13 protein-coding genes are annotated in these 16,818 nt (G+C 67.9%); 4 read left to right on the top strand and 9 right to left on the bottom strand.

Features of this window, described 5'->3' with window-relative positions; genetic code table 11:
• Nucleotides 1-112 precede the first annotated feature (112 nt).
• From nrdF to nrdH, 4 genes are all read right to left on the bottom strand, one after another.
• On the bottom strand, nucleotides 113-1,087 hold the full coding sequence (nrdF, locus tag I2487_RS09585) for a class 1b ribonucleoside-diphosphate reductase subunit beta (RefSeq protein WP_036475440.1): 975 nt from the start codon (nucleotides 1,085-1,087) through the stop codon (nucleotides 113-115).
• 78 nt (nucleotides 1,088-1,165) lie between these two features.
• The gene (nrdE, locus tag I2487_RS09580) at nucleotides 1,166-3,310 is read right to left on the bottom strand and encodes a class 1b ribonucleoside-diphosphate reductase subunit alpha (protein WP_207172040.1); all 2,145 of its coding nucleotides are present in this window, start codon (nucleotides 3,308-3,310) and stop codon (nucleotides 1,166-1,168) included.
• A gap of 41 nt (nucleotides 3,311-3,351) precedes the next feature.
• Complete coding sequence (nrdI, locus tag I2487_RS09575) at nucleotides 3,352-3,780, bottom strand: class Ib ribonucleoside-diphosphate reductase assembly flavoprotein NrdI (protein WP_345941391.1); 429 nt, start codon at nucleotides 3,778-3,780, stop codon at nucleotides 3,352-3,354.
• A 7-nt stretch (nucleotides 3,781-3,787) separates the two neighbouring features.
• A complete protein-coding gene (gene nrdH / locus I2487_RS09570) occupies nucleotides 3,788-4,039 on the bottom strand; it encodes a glutaredoxin-like protein NrdH (RefSeq protein WP_036475442.1) in 252 nt (83 codons plus the stop codon).
• A gap of 538 nt (nucleotides 4,040-4,577) precedes the next feature.
• Between nrdH and I2487_RS09565 the strand changes: the two genes are divergently transcribed.
• Entirely contained in the window at nucleotides 4,578-5,591 is a 1,014-nt protein-coding gene (locus I2487_RS09565; protein ID WP_255546158.1) for a GTP pyrophosphokinase, read from the top strand.
• Between the two features lie 55 nt (nucleotides 5,592-5,646).
• On the opposite strand, the gene I2487_RS09560 is transcribed toward I2487_RS09565, so the two are convergent.
• From I2487_RS09560 to chrA, 4 genes are all read right to left on the bottom strand, one after another.
• Nucleotides 5,647-6,591, bottom strand: a complete 945-nt coding sequence (locus I2487_RS09560) for a bifunctional hydroxymethylpyrimidine kinase/phosphomethylpyrimidine kinase (protein WP_207171962.1) — start codon at nucleotides 6,589-6,591, stop codon at nucleotides 5,647-5,649.
• 143 nt (nucleotides 6,592-6,734) lie between these two features.
• Nucleotides 6,735-8,498: a gamma-glutamyltransferase gene (locus tag I2487_RS09555; RefSeq protein WP_207171964.1), complete on the bottom strand. Its 1,764-nt coding sequence runs from the start codon at nucleotides 8,496-8,498 to the stop codon at nucleotides 6,735-6,737.
• A gap of 12 nt (nucleotides 8,499-8,510) precedes the next feature.
• On the bottom strand, nucleotides 8,511-9,671 hold the full coding sequence (locus I2487_RS09550) for a DUF418 domain-containing protein (protein ID WP_207171966.1): 1,161 nt from the start codon (nucleotides 9,669-9,671) through the stop codon (nucleotides 8,511-8,513).
• A gap of 100 nt (nucleotides 9,672-9,771) precedes the next feature.
• Nucleotides 9,772-11,004, bottom strand: a complete 1,233-nt coding sequence (gene chrA / locus I2487_RS09545) for a chromate efflux transporter (RefSeq protein ID WP_207171968.1) — start codon at nucleotides 11,002-11,004, stop codon at nucleotides 9,772-9,774.
• A 100-nt stretch (nucleotides 11,005-11,104) separates the two neighbouring features.
• Between chrA and I2487_RS09540 the strand changes: the two genes are divergently transcribed.
• From I2487_RS09540 to I2487_RS09530, 3 genes are read left to right on the top strand one after another with little or no spacing between them, the layout of a single operon-like run.
• Nucleotides 11,105-12,268: an SGNH/GDSL hydrolase family protein gene (locus I2487_RS09540; protein ID WP_207171970.1), complete on the top strand. Its 1,164-nt coding sequence runs from the start codon at nucleotides 11,105-11,107 to the stop codon at nucleotides 12,266-12,268.
• Nucleotides 12,269-12,276: 8 nt separating this feature from the next.
• Nucleotides 12,277-14,097 (top strand): ATP-binding cassette domain-containing protein, encoded by a 1,821-nt coding sequence (locus I2487_RS09535; protein WP_207171972.1) that lies wholly within the window; start codon nucleotides 12,277-12,279, stop codon nucleotides 14,095-14,097.
• On the top strand, nucleotides 14,094-15,776 hold the full coding sequence (locus I2487_RS09530) for an amino acid ABC transporter ATP-binding/permease protein (RefSeq protein ID WP_207171974.1): 1,683 nt from the start codon (nucleotides 14,094-14,096) through the stop codon (nucleotides 15,774-15,776). The genes I2487_RS09535 and I2487_RS09530 overlap by 4 nt, the downstream gene beginning before the upstream one ends.
• Here the strand turns inward: I2487_RS09530 and I2487_RS09525 are convergent.
• The gene (locus I2487_RS09525) at nucleotides 15,742-16,761 is read right to left on the bottom strand and encodes an AEC family transporter (protein WP_207171976.1); all 1,020 of its coding nucleotides are present in this window, start codon (nucleotides 16,759-16,761) and stop codon (nucleotides 15,742-15,744) included. The two genes, I2487_RS09530 and I2487_RS09525, sit on opposite strands and share 35 nt — an antisense overlap.
• Nucleotides 16,762-16,818: the final 57 nt, after the last annotated feature.

The raw sequence follows: 16,818 nt of genomic DNA, 5'->3' as shown, positions 1-16,818 counted from the left end.
GAAGAATAAGCCAGTCCAGGCCTGCCCTCTAGACGAGAACGGCCCCGATCTGCAGAGACTGCAGATCAGGGCCGTTGCGGGATTTCGTGCAGCAAGACTCAGAACAGAAGCTCTAGAAGTCCCAGTCGTCGTCCTCGGTCTCCTCGGCCTTGCCGATGACGTAGGAGGAGCCGGAGCCGGAGAAGAAGTCGTGGTTCTCGTCCGCGTTCGGGCTCAGCGCCGAGAGGATCGCGGGGTTCACGTCGCTGATCTCCTTGGGGAACATCGCCTCGTAGCCCAGGTTCATCAGAGCCTTGTTGGCGTTGTAGTGCAGGAACTTCTTGACGTCCTCGCTGAGGCCCACGCCGTCGTAGAGGTCGTGGGTGTACTGCAGCTCGTTCTCATAGAGCTCGTACATCAGCTCGTAGGTGTAGTCCTTGAGCTCCTGCTGGCGCTCCGGGGTCTCGCGCTCCAGGGCGCGCTGGTACTTATAGCCGATGTAGTACCCGTGCACGGCCTCGTCACGGATGATCAGCCGGATGATGTCTGCAGTGTTGGTCAGCTTGGCCCGTGAGGACCAGTGCATGGGCAGGTAGAACCCGGAGTAGAAGAGGAAGGACTCCAGGATGGTCGAGGCCACCCGCTTCTTGAGTCCGTCATCGCCGTGGTAGTAGTCCATGACGATCTGCGCCTTGCGCTGCAGGTTCACGTTCTCCTTGGACCAGCGGAACGCCTCGTCGATCTCCTTGGTGGAGCACAGCGTGGAGAAGATCTGGGAGTAGGACTTGGCGTGGACCGACTCCATGAAGGAGATGTTGGTCAGCACCGCCTCCTCGTGCTGAGTCAGCGCATGCGGGATCAGCGCGACAGCACCCACGGTGCCCTGGATGGTGTCCAGCAGGGTCAGCCCGGTGAAGACCCGCATGGTGAGGGTCTTCTCCTCTTCGGTCAGCGTGGCCCAGGACTGGACGTCGTTGGAGAGCGGGATCTTCTCCGGCAGCCAGAAGTTGTTGACCAGCCGGTTCCAGACCTCGCTGTCCTTCTCGTCTTCGAGGCGGTTCCAGTTGATCGCCTCGACGTGCTCGAGGAGCGCTTTAGATGGTGTCAACGTCAGGAGTCTCTTTCTAGAAAAAGCGTGGAGTTCCGGGAGGGGCCATGGTCATCACGGCCCGGATGGGACCTGAGGTCACAGCATGCAGGAGACGCAGCCGTCGACCTCGGTGCCTTCCAGCGCGAGCTGACGCAGCCGGATGTAGTAGAGCGTCTTGATGCCCTTGCGCCAGGCGTAGATCTGCGCCTTGTTGATGTCGCGGGTGCTGGCGGTGTCCTTGAAGAACAGCGTCAGGGACAGGCCCTGGTCCACGTGCTGGGTGGCAGCGGCGTAGGTGTCGATGATCTTCTCGTACCCGATCTCATAGGCATCCTGGTAGTACTCCAGGTTGTCGTTGGTGAGATAGGGCGCCGGGTAGTAGACGCGCCCGAGCTTGCCCTCTTTGCGGATCTCGATCTTCGAGGCCACCGGGTGGATCGAGGAGGTGGAGTTGTTGATGTAGGAGATGGAGCCGGTGGGCGGCACCGCCTGCAGGTTCTGGTTGTAGATGCCGTGGGCCATGACCGAGGCCTTGAGCTCGCGCCAGTCCTCCTGGGTCGGGATGCTCACATGACCGAACAGGGTGCGGACCTTCTCGGTGACCGGGGCCCAGAGCTGCTCGGTGTACTTCTCGAAGAACTCACCGGAGGCGTACTGCGAGTTCTCGAAGCCGTCGAAGCTCTGACCGCTCTCGATCGCGATCTGGTTCGAGGCGCGCAGTGCGTGGTAGAGCACCGTGTAGAAGTAGATGTTGGTGAAGTCCAGGCCCTCTTCGGAGCCGTAGTGCACGCGTTCCCGGGCCAGGTAGCCGTGCAGGTTCATCTGGCCCAGACCGATCGCGTGCGAGCGGCGGTTGCCCTCAGCGATGGAGGGCACCGAGTTGATGTAGGACATGTCCGAGACGGCGGTCAGGGTGCGGATCGCGGTCTCGATGGTCTGCCCGAAGTCCGGGGAGTCCATCGCCTTGGCGATGTTCATCGAGCCCAGGTTGCAGGAGATGTCCTTGCCGATCTCGGAGTAGCTCAGATCATCGGCGTATTCGCTGGGCTCTGAGACCTGCAGGATCTCCGAGCACAGGTTGGACATGGAGATCCGTCCGGCGATCGGGTTCGCCCGGTTCACCGTGTCTTCGAACATCACATACGGGTAGCCGGACTCGAACTGGATCTCGGCCAGGGTCTGGAAGAACTCGCGGGCGTTGATCTTGGTCTTGCGGATCCGCGCGTCGTCGACCATCTCGTGGTACTTCTCGGTCACCGAGATCTCGCTGAACGCCTTGCCGTAGACGCGCTGGACGTCATAGGGGCTGAACAGGTACATCGGCTCGTTCTTCTTGGCGAGCTCGAAGGTGATGTCCGGGACGACGACGCCGAGCGAGAGCGTCTTGATCCGGATCTTCTCGTCCGCGTTCTCCCGCTTGGTGTCGAGGAAGCGGAAGATGTCGGGGTGGTGGGCGTTGAGGTACACCGCGCCGGCGCCCTGGCGTGCGCCGAGCTGGTTGGCGTAGGAGAAGGAGTCTTCCAGCAGCTTCATCACCGGAATCACTCCGGAGGACTGGTTCTGGATGTGCTTGATCGGGGCGCCGTTCTCCCGGATGTTGGTCAGCGAGAGCGCCACGCCTCCCCCGCGCTTGGAGAGCTGCAGCGAGGAGTTGATGGCGCGCGCGATGGACTCCATGTTGTCCTCGATGCGCAGCAGGAAGCAGGAGACGAGCTCGCCGCGCTGCTTCTTCCCGGAGTTCAGGAAGGTCGGGGTCGCCGGCTGGAAGCGCCCGGAGATCATCTCATCGACCATCTTGTATGCCAGCTGCTCATCGCCGCGGGCCAGGTGCAGCGCGACCATGGTGACGCGGTCCTCGTAGCGCTCCAGGTAGCGGTCACCGTCGAAGGTCTTCAGCGCGTAGGAGGTGTAGAACTTGAAGGCGCCCAGGAAGGTGGGGAAGCGGAACTTCGCGGCGTAGGCCCGGTCGAAGATGGCGCGGATGAACTCCTGGGAGTACTGCTCAAGCGTCTCGGGCTCGTAGTAGTCGTTCTCGACCAGGTAGCCCAGCTTCTCCTCCAGGTTGTGGAAGAAGACCGTGTTGGTGTTCACGTGGTCCAGGAAGTACTGCCGAGCCGCGAGCTGATCGGCCTCGAACTGGATCTCACCCTCGGGACCGTAGAGGTTGAGCATGGCGTTGAGCTCGTGGTAGCTCAGGCCCTGCCACTGGGCAGGCATGACCTTGGCCAGCGGTGCGTCCATGGAGCCCCGGCCGTCCTGGGTCTGGGCGGTGCTCGCCGCGTTCAATGGCTTGGTTGCTGTTTCCAAAACTCTTCCAATCCCGTTTGAACCGTGGTCACGTCTTCCGGTGTGCCCATCAGTTCAAATCTGTAGAGGTGAGGGACTCGGCACTTGGCGGCGACGATGTCCCCGGCGATGCAGTAGCTCTCGTGAAAATTCGTGTTGCCCGCGCCGATCACTCCGCGCAGGAGGTTCCTGTTGGATTCAACATTGAGGAACTTGATGACCTGTTTCGGCACCGAGCCTTCACCGGCGTCGGCCCCGTAGGAGGGAAGGACCAGCACGAAGGGCCGCTCCGCCGCGAGGGTCTCATCCTTGGTGCGCAGCGGAAGCCTTGCGACCTCCCCCGCCCCGTGCTGAAGCTTCTCCACGAAGCGGTGCGTGTTGTTCGACACCGAGGAGAAGTAGATCAGCCTTGCCGTGGTGTTCACGGCTGCATCAGGCGACCGAGCTGATCGCAGCGTGCTGTACGGCCAGCTCGGAGATCTTGTCGGGACGGAATCCGGACCAGTGATCGGCCTCGGTGATGACCACGGGGGCCTGCATGTAGCCCAGGCCGCGCAGCCGCTCGAGAGCCTCGGCATCCTGGGTGATGTCGACGGTCTCGTAGGTCACGCCGTTCTTGTCCAGGGCGCGGTAAGTGGCGTTGCACTGAACGCATGCGGGCTTGGTGTAGACAGTGACAGACATGGGACTCCCCGATTCGAACGTGACGTTTTGGCTATGGCTCAATACTACATCTTGGGTCCGGAGATATCAGCAGCCACTAGATGATGTACTTGCACCGATGTAGTTCTCCACCGGCTGTCCACAGGACCTGTGGACCACGACTCCCCTGCAATGACGCGGAAGCGGCACCCCTCCCGGGCGCTCCTCCACAGCTGTGGAGTTCGTTGCTCCCAAGAAGAAGTTTCTCGAAGCACCGCGTGTCTCGGCGTGTCTGATGCTCGAAACCAGAAGATGTTGCGTCTGCGCCCTCGGATCTTCACCAGATGTTGTGGTTGGGGTCTCATTCGACCGAGCATGCTGACCGCATTCCGCGGCATCGCTCACCGTGGAGGATCCTAGCCTCCAGCCTAGCGGCGGGGAGGTCCCGGCGATCACAACGATTATGTTGCGGGACTTCACAGACAATGCGCCTAGGGTCGAGAATCAAAGCACCGGTCCTATGACCGTCGACTCGCTGCCCCGCGCGGTGAGCCCCTGAACCCCTAGGAGAACCTTCCCCATGTCCGCTGGACACGCTCCTGCCACTGACCACCACTTCCTACCCGTCGAGGCCCCAGAGGGGGTCTCGCTCAGCGCCGGAGTCCGGGTTCCGCCGGGCAGGGATCTGGCCCAGCAGGCACCCGTGGGGAAACAGACGAAGCAGACGAAGCAGGCGCAGCGCAGTGAGTCAGATGTCTACCGCGCCCTGCTCTCGGAGCTGCACAGCGGCGCCGGTGAGGGGGGCGACGGGGTGGCGGTCCGAATGGTCGACATCCGTCGTCAGCTCACCGAGTTTCAGCTGCACTATAAGTTCGGCATGGACGAGGTGCTGACCAAGATCAATGTGCTGCGTGAGGAGTTCGAGCACACCCGCGACTACTCCCCCATCGAACATGTGAACTACCGGCTGAAGTCTCTGGACCGGATCCTGGACAAGGTCCAGCGCTACGGCGCCGAGCCCACCCTGGAGAGCATCCGACACTCGATCCGAGACATCGCGGGGATCCGGATCACCTGCTCCTTCGTCTCAGACGCCTACTGGGTCGCGGAGATGCTGTGCAGCCAGCCCGACCTGCGGGTCGTCGAGGTCAAGGATTACATCCGCACCCCCAAGGTCAACGGCTACCAGAGCCTGCATGTGATCGTCCAGGTGCCGGTCTTCCTGTCCAACCGCACCGAGTTCGTCTACGTGGAGGTCCAGATCCGCACCGTGGCGATGGACTTCTGGGCCTCGCTGGAGCACAAGATCTACTACACCTACGACGGCGAGGTGCCCGGCGACATCCTCGATGAGCTCCGTGACGCCGCCGTCCAGGCGGCGGCCCTGGATCAGCAGATGGCCTCGATCAGGGATCGGGTCACCGCGCTGAAGGATCAGGCACCGGTCTCCGGGCAGGGCGCCACCGGTCCCACGCCGCGGGATCGCGCGACCACCGGGGCGTGGTTCCCCTCCGATGACGCGATGGGGACCACCTGGAAGTGGGAGGACATCGCCAATCATGCCGGCGGTCCGCATGAGGCGCCGCAGAGCTGAAACCCCGGCCCGGCCCGACTGTATGAGGGTCCGGACCGCGGCGCGGCCTGGGTGATCAGCGCCAGAGCTGCGCGAAGTGCTGGATCGGGCCGTGGCCCTGTCCGACGTCGAGGCGTTCGGAGTCCTTCAGCGCCTCGGTCATCCAGTCCTTGACCACCGGCAGCGCCGTGGACCAGCTGTGGCCGCGGGCGGCCAGCGTGGCCAGTGCCGCCGAGACCGAGCATCCGGTTCCGTGGGTGTTCTGGGTATGGATCCTTGGCGAGAGGAACTGCTCCTCGGCCGGACGCACCCCGGAGGACTCCGGATAGACCAGCGTGTCGACGACGACCTCCTGCGCCGAGGCGTCGTCGAGATGTCCACCCTTGGCGAGCACCACGACCTGGTGCTCATCGGCAACGGTTCGGGCCTGGGAGATCAGACCGGTCGGATCGGTCGCCGGTTCGGACCCGGCCAGCAGCGCGAGCTCGGGCACGTTGGGGGTGATCAGATCCGCCCGGTGCAGGAAGCCGATCAGCGCCGACTCGGCGGCGGCGTCGAGCAGCCGGTCCCCGGAGGTGGCGACCATGACCGGATCCAGCACCAGCACCGGCCGCGGCCCCACGGCGTCGTCGTGGGCACCATCGTCGTCATGAGCACGTTCGTCGTCATGAGCACCCTCGTCGCTGCCGTGGCCCTGGCGGCCGCTGCGAGCGAGGGCATCCAGCCATGCGGCCACGGTGCTGATGATCTCCTCGGTGCCGAGCATTCCGATCTTGATCGCGTCCAGCGCCACATCATCAGACACGGCGTCCAGCTGTGCGCGCAGGAAGCTCACCGGGGGCAGATGGATCTCGCGCACCCCCTGGGTGTTCTGCGCGACCAGAGCGGTCACCACGCACATCCCATATCCTCGGTGCGCCGCGAAGCTCTTGAGGTCCGCCTGGATGCCGGCACCGCCGGTGGGATCGGTGCCGGCGATCGAGAGGATGTTGGGGATGCTGCGCGGTGACGTGAGACTCATGGCTCCATGCTAATCGGCCCACGCAGCTCCCACCGGTCCGGCGGACCGGGGCGCGGCGACGGCCGGAGGCGCTCCGGCGGCTTGGCGGTTTGGCGCCGGCCGGAGACGGTCCGGCGGCTCGGAGCCGCAGCGCCCGTCCCGGGTCAGTCGATCACGCTGTGGCTGCCCACGCGCCGGTCATCGTCGGCGCCGGTGACCTCGCCGGTCTCGTAGTCGACCTCCAGCGCCTGGACCGACCCGAAGCCGCCCCATTCATCGGGCCAGACCTGCAGCTCCCAGCCGAGGTCCTCGAGCGCCTCACGGGTCTCGTCTTCGGGCTCATCGTCGAGGACCAGCAGCTCGTCCTCCCCGATCAGACGGAAGCGCAGCCCGTCCACGGCCTCCTGCAACGGCGCGTCCTGCAGTCCCCACTGGGTGAGCACGGTGCCCATGATGTTCAGGATCTGGTGTCCGCCGGGGGTCCCGATGCCGAGCACGGGACGCTGCTGGTCGTCGAGGATGATGGTGGGCATCGACCATGTCACGGACTTCCTGCCCGCCTCTGGTCGGTTCGCCGGGGAGTCCACCGCTTCGAACCGGCTGAGCTGGTTGTTCAGGAAGAATCCCCCGCTGATCTCGCCGGCGCCCCAGAAGTTGGTCAGCGTGTTGGTCATCGAGACCATGATGCCCTCGTCGTCGATCACCGAGACATGCGTGGTGTTGGCGTCCTGTGGGGCCTGCGCCTCGGTCTCCGCCTCCACCTGCGCAGACGCCGGCGCACCGGCCTGGGGCTGGGGCTCGGTCTGGGACTGCGGGGCCGACTGGGTGGAGATCTCAGCCTCGGCGTTGGCCGCCTGGTCGGTGATCTCCTCCACCGGCACCTGGACGAAGGCGGGGTCACCGATCTGGGTGAACACGGTCTCCTCCGCCACCAGCCAGGCCTCCGAGAGGGTCTCGATGTACTCCGCGGAACCTGGTTCCATCTCGGCGATCCCCTGGGCCTCGGCGATCTGCAGCAGCTGCACCATCGCCGGGCCCGGCAGCGCCGGGGCGGCGGCAAGCATCTCGTAGTCGCCGAACTCCCCGGAGACCGGCTCAGACGCCGTGACCTCGTAGTCGGCGAGGGTCTGCGCGTCGATGCCCTCGACCTGGATCAGCTCCTCGGAGAGGCCACCGGTGTAGAAGGACTCCCAGCCCTCCGCGGCGAGCGTCTCGAGAGTGGCGGCCAGCTCGGTCTGGACCAGCTGGTCTCCGGACTCCAGCGCCTCGCCGTCGACCTCGAAGGGCTCCACACCTTCGATGGCCTCGGGCCCGAGGTCCTCGGTCATCCGGGTGGCCAGAAAGTCATAGACCTCGAAGCCCTCGGCCGCCAGCTCCTGGGCGGGCTGGATCAACCTGTCCCACTCCAGGCTTCCGTGCTCCTGGTGCAGCCGTCCCATGCCGGCGACGAATCCGGGCGCGCCGATGCCGCTCTCGGGGATCTCGCCCTCTACGCCGACCATCTCGCGGTAGTCATAGAACAGCGGATCCCCGTCCTGGCCGGCGATGACTACGGAGCCGCCGCCGCCGAGGCCCGAGGCGAAGGGCTCCACCACCGACATGGCCAGGGCGGTGGCGATCGCGGCGTCCACCGAGTTCCCGCCATCGATCAGGACTTGCTCCCCGACCTCGACGGCGAGCGGATGCCCGGCGCTGACCCCCTGCTGGGTCACCACATCCTCCACCGGTTCCGGAGTGCTGGTGGGTTCCTCGGGCTCCTCGCTGGGCGCCGGCGGTGGGGGCGGCTCTTCCTCGACGGCGCAGGCGGCAAGCATGCCCCAGGCGGCCAGCAGGGCCGTGGTGCGCACGAGCTTGCCTCCCCCGGTGCGCCGAGGCGCGCTCAGAGTGTGTGATGCGTGGCTGCGCGGCTGCTGGTTCTTCGGCTGCATGTTTCGTCTCCCTCAGGAAGGCGTCGGCTTCTGTTCCATGGATGACCCGGGCTTCGCTCGGCGCGGGTAGGGCCGGGCGAGCTGGCGGCGGCGGTGGCGTTCGGGCAGCCGGTAGGTGACCCGCAGGAATCCGGGGGTCTTGCGCAGCAGCGTCTCCAGCGGACCGTAGCGGAAGTTGGCCATCCACACCACGGCGAAGAGGATCAGCCCCAACATGATCGCGCAGCTGATCAGGAACCCTTCGATGGGGTTCTCCGGACCGGGGTAGATCACCAGCGCGATGATCACCAGGTGAACCGTGTAGGCCGTGAGCGGCATCTGCCCAACGACGACCAGCAGTCGGATGCGCTGGCTGATGTGCGGGACGACGATCAGCAGGATGCCCAGCAGCATCACCGCGGTGCCGATGGAGCTGATCAGCCACAGCGGCATCTGGGAATGTCCCACCGCAGAGATCATCCGGTCGAAGCCGACCTGCGTGGTGTCGGGTTCGCCCAGGGCCCGCACCAGCACCTCAGAGAGGCCGAACGCGCCGAAACCGGCGATCGCGCCCAGATAGACCAGCCGCCATTGGACCTTGGCGTTGCCCAGCGGCTGCCGGCCCAGCCAGACCCCGAGGAAGAACGGGGCGATCCAGACCACCAGCGGATACGGACCGGAGACCAGGATGGCGCCGATGATCTCGAACGGTGAGTCCCCGATCTGGGCCGGTTCGATCTGAAAATGGGTGGTCTGCCGCGCCAGGATCCAGAGCACCGGTCCCAACAGCGCCGAGACGGTGGCGGAGAAGAAGAGCCAGCGGGTGGTCATCTTGACCATGAACGCGGCAAGGAAGAACAGCGCCGCGTAGGTGGAGAGGATCACGTTGACCCCGTGCTCGAGGGTCTGCAGACCCAGCCCCAGCGCGAGCAGCAGCAGACCCCGCCAGAGCAGCGTGCTGCGTCGGGTGATGCCCTTGGTCAGCGAGCGACGGGCCAGGAAGGTCACACCGATCCCGGCGAGCACCACGAACAGGATCGAAGCACGCCCATTGAGCGCCCGGACGATCCAGGAGGCCCAGCCGTCGGTGTTGTAGGGACCGACGTTGACGATGATCATGCCGAACACCGCGGCGGCCCGCGCCACGTCGAGGGCATAGAGGCGACTCAGCCCGCGAGCTTGGGAGCTCAGCATGCGGCAGGGCCCTCCTCGCCAGAGCGGTCAAGTACCCCAGAACTGTACCTCTCGGCCCTGAGCTTTGGCTCGATATGTGTCCCCCGGCCAGTCGAGGCGCTCAGAGCAGCGCCCAGCCCAGCAGCCCCGCGGCGAGCACCACCGACCAGGCCGGGGCCCGCCAGCTGTTCAGCGCCACGAAGGCCAGAACCGCCAGCACCAGCGCCCCGATCCCGACCTCGAGCACCCCGGCGGTGAACACCGGGGTGTAGAGCGCCGCGGCCAGGATCCCGACGACGCCGGCGTTGACCCCGGCCAGCGCCTTCTGTGCAGACACGTTGCCACGCAGCCGCTCCCAGAACGGCAGCGCCGCGATCACCAGCAGCGCCGCGGGCAGAAAGATCGCCAGCACGGCGAGGACCGCACCCAGCACACCGGTGGGCTCGCCCATGTTGGAGGCGCCGAGGAACCCGGCGAAGGTGAACAACGGCCCAGGCACCGCCTGGGCGGCCCCGTAGCCGGCGAGGAAGACCTCGGGATCCACCATGGCGGGGACGGTCTCGGCCTGCAGCAGCGGAAGCACCACATGCCCGCCGCCGAACACCAGCGCCCCGGCCCGGTAGAACGAGTCGATCATCGCGGTCCATCCGGCGCCGGTGGTGGCCGCGAGCACCGGCAGTCCAGCCAGCAGCCCGGCGAAGAGCGTCGCGGCGGTCCATGCGACGCGCCGGGAGACGCGCACGGTGAAGGCGTCCTCGGACCTGGGTCCGGCCTCGGGGCCGCGCAGCCAGAGGAATCCCGTGATACCGGCGATCAGGATCGCCGCGACCTGGATCAGGGGGTGCGGCACGAGCAGCACCAGCACCATCGCGGCGGCGGCGATGGAGGCGCGCGGAGCATCCGGGGTGAGTGTCTTGGCCATCGAGAGCACGGCGTGCGCCACCACTGCCACCGCGGCGGCCTTGAACCCATCGATCCATCCGGCCTCGGTGAGGTCCCCGGCGTGCTGGACTCCCAGCGCGAAGGCGACCAGCAGCGCCACGGAAGGCATCGTGAACGCGAACCAGGCCGCGATCATCCCGGGGTAGCCGGCGCGCTGCAGACCCAGCGCCATGCCCACCTGGCTCGACGCCGGCCCGGGCAGGAACTGGCAGAGTCCCACCAGGTCCGCGTAGGCCTTCTCGCTCAGCCATTGCCGGCGAGTGACGAAGGCATCGCGGAAGTAGGCCAGGTGGGCCACCGGGCCGCCGAATGAGGTGAGCCCCAGACGCAGGAAGACCAGGAAGACCTCTGCCACGGTGCCGGGATGTCGGGAGGCGGCGGGGCCGGCGTCGTCCGCTGAATGCTCAGTCATCGGGCCCCACACTCGGGCAGGAAGGTTAACAGCGGTTGAACAGACCCCGCCCGCCGGTTGGTACTGTTCAGCCCAGCAACTCCTGGGATTGGGGACACATATGAGAATCTCTGCCGAGGCCCTGGGGCCGATGCTGCGCGGCGCGCTGGAGCACGAGTTCACCGACCGTGGTCTGCTGCCCTGGCGACTGCCCGCGTCCGCGCGGCGCCAGAGCACCGATCCAGGTGTGGAGCGCGTGGCCGCAGAGCCCAGCGGCGTCCACCTCGACGTCCGCACCGAGGCCTCGAGACTGACGCTGATCACCCACCCGACCCGCGAGCTCACCGGGGATGAGACCCCGTACGGGGCGGTCTACGACGTGCTGGTGGACGGGGAGCTCTATGCGCAGCTGCCCTCGCCGGTGGACGGTGTGGGCACCACTCGCCGCAGCGACCCGATCACCGGTGAAGTCTCCAGCACCAGGAGTGAGGACGCCCGGATCGAGCTTCCCGGGCTGCCCCCGGGCACCCACGATGTGCAGATCTGGCTGCCCCACGATGAGCGGACCGAGCTGGTCGGACTCGAATCCGACGCCGCGGTGATCCCTGCTGGAGCCGAGGGCATGACCCGCTGGCTGCATCACGGCAGCTCGATCAGCCACGGCTTCGCCGTGCGCCATCCCACCGGCACCTGGCCCGTGGTGGCCGCCCGGGCCGCCGGGGTGCGGCTGACCAACCTCGGGCTCGCCGGGCAGGCGATGCTGGACCCGTTCACCGCCAGGACCATCCGCTCCGCCGAGGCCGATGTGATCAGCCTGAAGCTGGGGATCAACATCACCAACGGGGACACCATGCGCCTGCGCACCTTCATCCCCGCGGTGCACGGCTTCCTCGACACGATCCGCGAGGGCCCCCACGCCGAGACCCCGCTGCTGCTGGTCTCCCCGCTGCACTGCTCGATCCAGGAGACCCGGCCCGGACCGCTGCAGATGGACCTGCTGGAGTCCGGCCCGCGCTTCTCCTCGATGGGCGACTCCCGCGAGGTCGCCTCCGGCAAGCTCACCCTGCAGGTGATCCGCCGTGCGCTGCGCGAGATCGTCCAGGCACGCCGCAAGGAGGATCCGCAGCTGCACTTCCTCGACGGTCTGCATCTCTTCGGGGAGTCCGACGAGGCGGAGCTGCCGATGCCGGACCAGCTGCACCCGGACACTGCGGCTCAGCATCGGATCGGGACCCGCTTCGCAAATGTTGCACTCGCTCCCGGAGGGCCGCTGAACCTGGAATGATCTGAGGCGTGCTTCTGGAAGACATGCCTCCCCGCGCCTGGATCGCGACCGCCCTGCAATGGGTGCGCACGCTCGCGCTCGCCACGCTGTTCCTCGCTCTCGGGCGGGTGCTCGACGCCGCGCTGAACGCCACGGACATCACCGGTGGGCTGGTCCTCGGCGCGGTCGCCGGCGCCGTGGCGGTGACCTGTTCCGGCATCGCCGCAGCCGTCCCGCCTCGGCTGCGCGCCGTGGAGGAGCAGCTCTGGCGCGGCAGCGGAATCCGGGCGGCCCTGCACCGCGACCCGGCGGGTGAGACGGCGGGCGCGGCGGGACAAGCGGCGGGGAAGACGGCGGGGCGCGCGGGCGGCCATTCAGGTGGGCGTCCCGGTGGGCGTCCAGGCGGGCACGCCGGTGCTGGGCGTCCCGGCATGGGTGAGGCTGATCTGCTCACCGGCGGGGTCGAGCGCATCGCCGAATACCGTGCGGAGTTTCTGGGTCCGGCCCTGGCGGCCTTCACCGCCCCGGCGCTGGTGCTGCTGATGCTGGGCAGCTTCGTGGACCCGATCATCGCGGTCGTGCTGCTGGTCCTGGTGCTGCTGGTTCCGGTCCTGGTCCGGTTCTTCCTGAAACGCTTCCGCGGCCCCACCGCCGCCTACCGGCGGCTCGCCGGGGCTGCGACCGCGAAGTTCCAGGAGGTCCTGCGCTCGCTCGGGGGCCTGGTGCTGCTCGGCGCCGAGGATGCCGGACGGCGCAGCGTGGCTGAGGCAGCCGCCGCGCTCCGGGTCCAGGCGGTGGCCCTGCTCAGGCGCAGCCAGCTGATGATCCTGGTCAACGATGCCCTGTTCTCCCTGGTGATGATCACCTCCGCCGTGGGCCTTGCGCTGTGGCGCTTCCAGGACGGTGCGATCACCGCCGGCGACTTCCTCGCCGTGGTGCTGCTCACCACGCTGCTCTATGAACCCATCGACAAGCTCGGGCGCTCCTTCTACGTGGCGATGGCCGGGCGGACCCAGCAGGGACTGTTCACCCAGACCCTGAGCACCCCGGGGCAGAGCACATCCAGCACCCCCGGCGAGACCGCAGCCCAGTCCTCAGCGCAGGCCCCCGCCCAGATCTCAGCCCGGGCCACGGAGCTGCTGCGCCTGGAGGACCTCGGGGTGGATCGCGGGGGCGAGCGCGTGCTGCGCGGGGTCACGCTGAGCGTGACCCGCGGCGCCGCGATCGCCGTCGTCGGACCTTCCGGGGCGGGGAAGTCCACACTGGCCCAGGTGCTGCAGGGACTGATCCCGCATGCCACCGGGGAGCTGCTGCTGGAAGGCCGAGCTGCGGACTCGACTGCGCTCCAGCGGGCCGCCGTGACCGTCGCGCAGAAGCCGTTCATCTTCTCCGGCACCGTGGCGGAGAACCTCCGCCTGGCCCGGCCCGAGGCCACCGATGACCAGCTCTGGGAGGTCCTGACCCAGGCACGCCTGGACGCGGAGATCGCCGCGAAGCCACGCGGGCTGTCCACCCAGGTCGGCGAGGACGGCGGAGCGCTCTCCGGCGGGCAGATCCGCCGCCTGGCGATCGCCCGCGCGCTGCTCTCCGGGGCCAAGCTGCTGATCCTGGATGAGCCCACCGCCGACCTGGACCGGAGGGCGGAACGCCTGGTCGATGAGACCCTGCGCGGCCTCGCCCGAGACCACACGCTGATCCTCATCGCCCACCGGCTGACCACCACCCGCTGGGCCGATCAGGTCCTGGTGCTCGAGGCTGGAGAACCCGCCGCGCTGGGCACCCCGGAGGAGCTGCTCGCCCAGTCCGGCTACTACGCGCAGGCCACGGCCGGAGAAGGAGAAGACCGATGATCCTGCATCTGCTGACACTGGCCCGGGGCTCCGCCGGGCTGCTCGCCCTCTCAGCCTTCGCCCGCACACTGACCCTGCTCTGCGGCGCCGCCCTGCTGGTCTACCCGGCCTGGCTGGTCGGACGCCTCGCCGACGGTCAACAGGTCCCGCCGCTGGGCAGCGTCATCGCGGTGATGATCGCCCTGGCCGCGGCCAAGGGCCTGACCCGCTACGCCGAGCAGCTCTCCGGGCACACCGCAGCCTTCGCCCTGCTGGAGCAGCTGCGGGTCCGGCTCTACGAGAAGCTGATCCCGCTCGCCCCGGCGGTGACCGCCTCCCGCGGCAGCGGCCGGCTGCTCTCGGCGGCCACCCGCGACGTGGACCGGGTAGAGGTCTTCTTCGCGCACACCCTGGCCCCGGTGGTGACCGCCGTGGTCATCCCCGCCACCGCGGTGTTGCTCACGTGGACCCTCACCGGGCCCGCGCTGGCGCTGGGGCTGCTGCTGATCTTCCTGGCCGCCGCGGCCACGCTGATCGGCCTCGGGCGCCGCGGGGCACGTGCGAGCAGCACCACCGCGGTCCGGGCACGCGGCGCGCTGGCCCAGGAGATCAGCGATGACCTGCGCGGCCGGCAGGAGATCACCATCTTCGGCGCTCAGGAACAGCGCGCAGAGCGGGTGGACCGCATCGGTGCCCAGATCGGTGAGACCTCACGCGGCGCCTCGGTGCTGCAGGGACTGCGCGCCGCCTCCGGCCAGGGCTGGCAGGTGCTCGCGCTCTTCGTGCTGCTGCTCCTGGGACTCCCCCAGGCCCAGGCAGGCGCGATCGGCTACACCGAGCTGCTGCTGGTGCTGGCCCTGGTGCCGGGCACCGCACCGGCCCTGGCCGCGATCGAGGCGCTGGGGATCTCGCTGCCCGCAGCGCTGGCCTCCGCGGCGAACCTGCGCGAGCTCGAAGAGAGCACCCCGGAGGTCACCGAGCCGAAGCACCCCTCCCCGGTGCACACCGAGCACGAGGCCGCCGCCTCGGTGTCCTTCCACGGCGTCAGCTTCGGCTACCCCGGCACCGAGCGGGAGGTGCTGCATGAGGTGGACCTGCGGATCGAACCCGGCGCGGTGGCCGCCGTCGTCGGGGTCAGCGGATCCGGAAAATCCACGCTCGCCTCGCTGCTGACCCGGGTCTGGGACCCCCAGGCCGGCGAGGTGAGACTCGGCGGCACCGATGTGCGTGAGCTCTCGCTGGCCGCGCTGCGCGCCCATATCACCGTGGTGGAGCAGCGCCCGGTGCTGATCAGCGGCAGCATCCGCGAGAACCTGCTGCTGGGCAGCCCGGCGGCCACCGAGGAGCAGGTGCTGGCCGCGTGCCGTTCGGCCTGCTTCGACGGCGACATCGCCGCGATGCCCGAGGGTCTGGACACCGCGATGGGAGCTGAGGGCGCGCGGCTCTCCGGAGGCCAGTCCCAGCGTCTGGCGCTGGCCCGGGGGTATCTGCGCCGCAGCCCGGTGCTGATCCTCGATGAGATCACCTCGGCGCAGGATCCGCTCACCCAGGCCGAGATCCTGCGACGCATGCCCCAGGCCACCAGCGCGACGGTGATCATGATCGCCCACCGCAGCGCGGTGCTGCGCCATGTCAGCAGCGTCTACGAGATCGACGCCGGGCGGATCAGAGCAGCAGCTCGGCCAGCAGCGGAAGCGTGATCAGGCAGGCCAGCGTGCTGGTCACCAGGATCGAGGCGGCCAGGCGGCCGTCACCCTCGTACTGCTGCGCGAAGATGTAGACCGTGGTGGAGGAGGGCATGGCGGCGATGATGATCAGCGTGCCGGCCCAGACCGGTCCGAGCTGGTCGTAGAAAGGCAGCACCGCAAGCCAGGTCAGCAGCGGCAGGACCAGGATCTTGCCCAGCGTGCCCAGCGTGATCAGTCGCTTGGGGACTCCCCCGCTGCGGATCCCCTCGATCGCCGGGTGCAGCGCCAGGCCGACGCAGAACAGCGCCAGTGGCACCGCGGTCTGCCCCAGCAGGCTCACCGATTCGTTGATCGGCGCCGGCAGGCCCAGCGGGCTGAACACCACCAGCAGCGCCAGCCCCATGGCGATGAACACCGGGTTCAGCAGCAGCGCACGCTTCAGGATCGGCCAGATCTGGGTGCGCAGCAGCTGCCCGACGCCGGCGGCCCGGCCGGTCTTCCTGGCGTCGGCCGCATTGGCGCCCGACGCCGCGGACGGCTCGGCGCGGGCGGCCACGATGGTGCGCACCAAGGGGTAGCCGTTGAGGTAGATCAGGTTGTGCATCATGTGCACGATCCCGGCGGCCAGTCCGGCCTCCGGGCCGATCACGCTGATCGAGACCGGGATCCCGAAGTACCCGACGTTGCCGAAGCTGCCGGCCAATGAGGTCGCCGCCGCGCCCTCCCGGCCGCGGTCACCGAAGAGGAAGCTGCCGTAGTACAGCGCGATGGAGACCAACGGGGTCACCACGGCGACGATCGCCACCGCCAGCACCGGGAACCCCGCGGTGGGCGGAGCGGTGACCATCGCGGTGTAGATGAACGTGGGCAGCGCGAAGTAGAACAGGAAGCCGTTGAGGTGGTCCTGGGCGCTGCGAAAGCGCGGGACGAACCCGGCGGTGAATCCGACGCCGAGCACCAGGAACATCGGACCGATCACCGCGAGCATCTCAAGCATCAGAGCCTCCGGGGCCGTGGGAGCCGTGGGATCCGTGGAAGCCCTCCGTCACCGGAA

The sequence above is a fragment of the Nesterenkonia sp. E16_10 genome (genome assembly GCF_017347085.1).
Lineage (GTDB): Bacteria > Actinomycetota > Actinomycetes > Actinomycetales > Micrococcaceae > Nesterenkonia.
This window is presented reverse-complemented; position numbering and strand designations above follow the sequence as displayed.

What these genes read in the sequence shown, in the direction of transcription:
- nrdE (WP_207172040.1), bottom strand. Translation starts at nt 3,310, where the DNA reads ATGGACGCACCGCTGGCCAAGGTCATGCCTGCCCAGTGGCAGGGCCTG.
- nrdH (WP_036475442.1), bottom strand. Translation starts at nt 4,039, where the DNA reads ATGTCTGTCACTGTCTACACCAAGCCCGCATGCGTTCAGTGCAACGCC.
- I2487_RS09565 (WP_255546158.1), top strand. Translation starts at nt 4,578, where the DNA reads ATGTCCGCTGGACACGCTCCTGCCACTGACCACCACTTCCTACCCGTC.
- I2487_RS09560 (WP_207171962.1), bottom strand. Translation starts at nt 6,591, where the DNA reads ATGAGTCTCACGTCACCGCGCAGCATCCCCAACATCCTCTCGATCGCC.
- I2487_RS09555 (WP_207171964.1), bottom strand. Translation starts at nt 8,498, where the DNA reads ATGCAGCCGAAGAACCAGCAGCCGCGCAGCCACGCATCACACACTCTG.
- I2487_RS09550 (WP_207171966.1), bottom strand. Translation starts at nt 9,671, where the DNA reads ATGCTGAGCTCCCAAGCTCGCGGGCTGAGTCGCCTCTATGCCCTCGAC.
- chrA (WP_207171968.1), bottom strand. Translation starts at nt 11,004, where the DNA reads ATGACTGAGCATTCAGCGGACGACGCCGGCCCCGCCGCCTCCCGACAT.
- I2487_RS09540 (WP_207171970.1), top strand. Translation starts at nt 11,105, where the DNA reads ATGAGAATCTCTGCCGAGGCCCTGGGGCCGATGCTGCGCGGCGCGCTG.
- I2487_RS09530 (WP_207171974.1), top strand. Translation starts at nt 14,094, where the DNA reads ATGATCCTGCATCTGCTGACACTGGCCCGGGGCTCCGCCGGGCTGCTC.
- I2487_RS09525 (WP_207171976.1), bottom strand. Translation starts at nt 16,761, where the DNA reads ATGCTTGAGATGCTCGCGGTGATCGGTCCGATGTTCCTGGTGCTCGGC.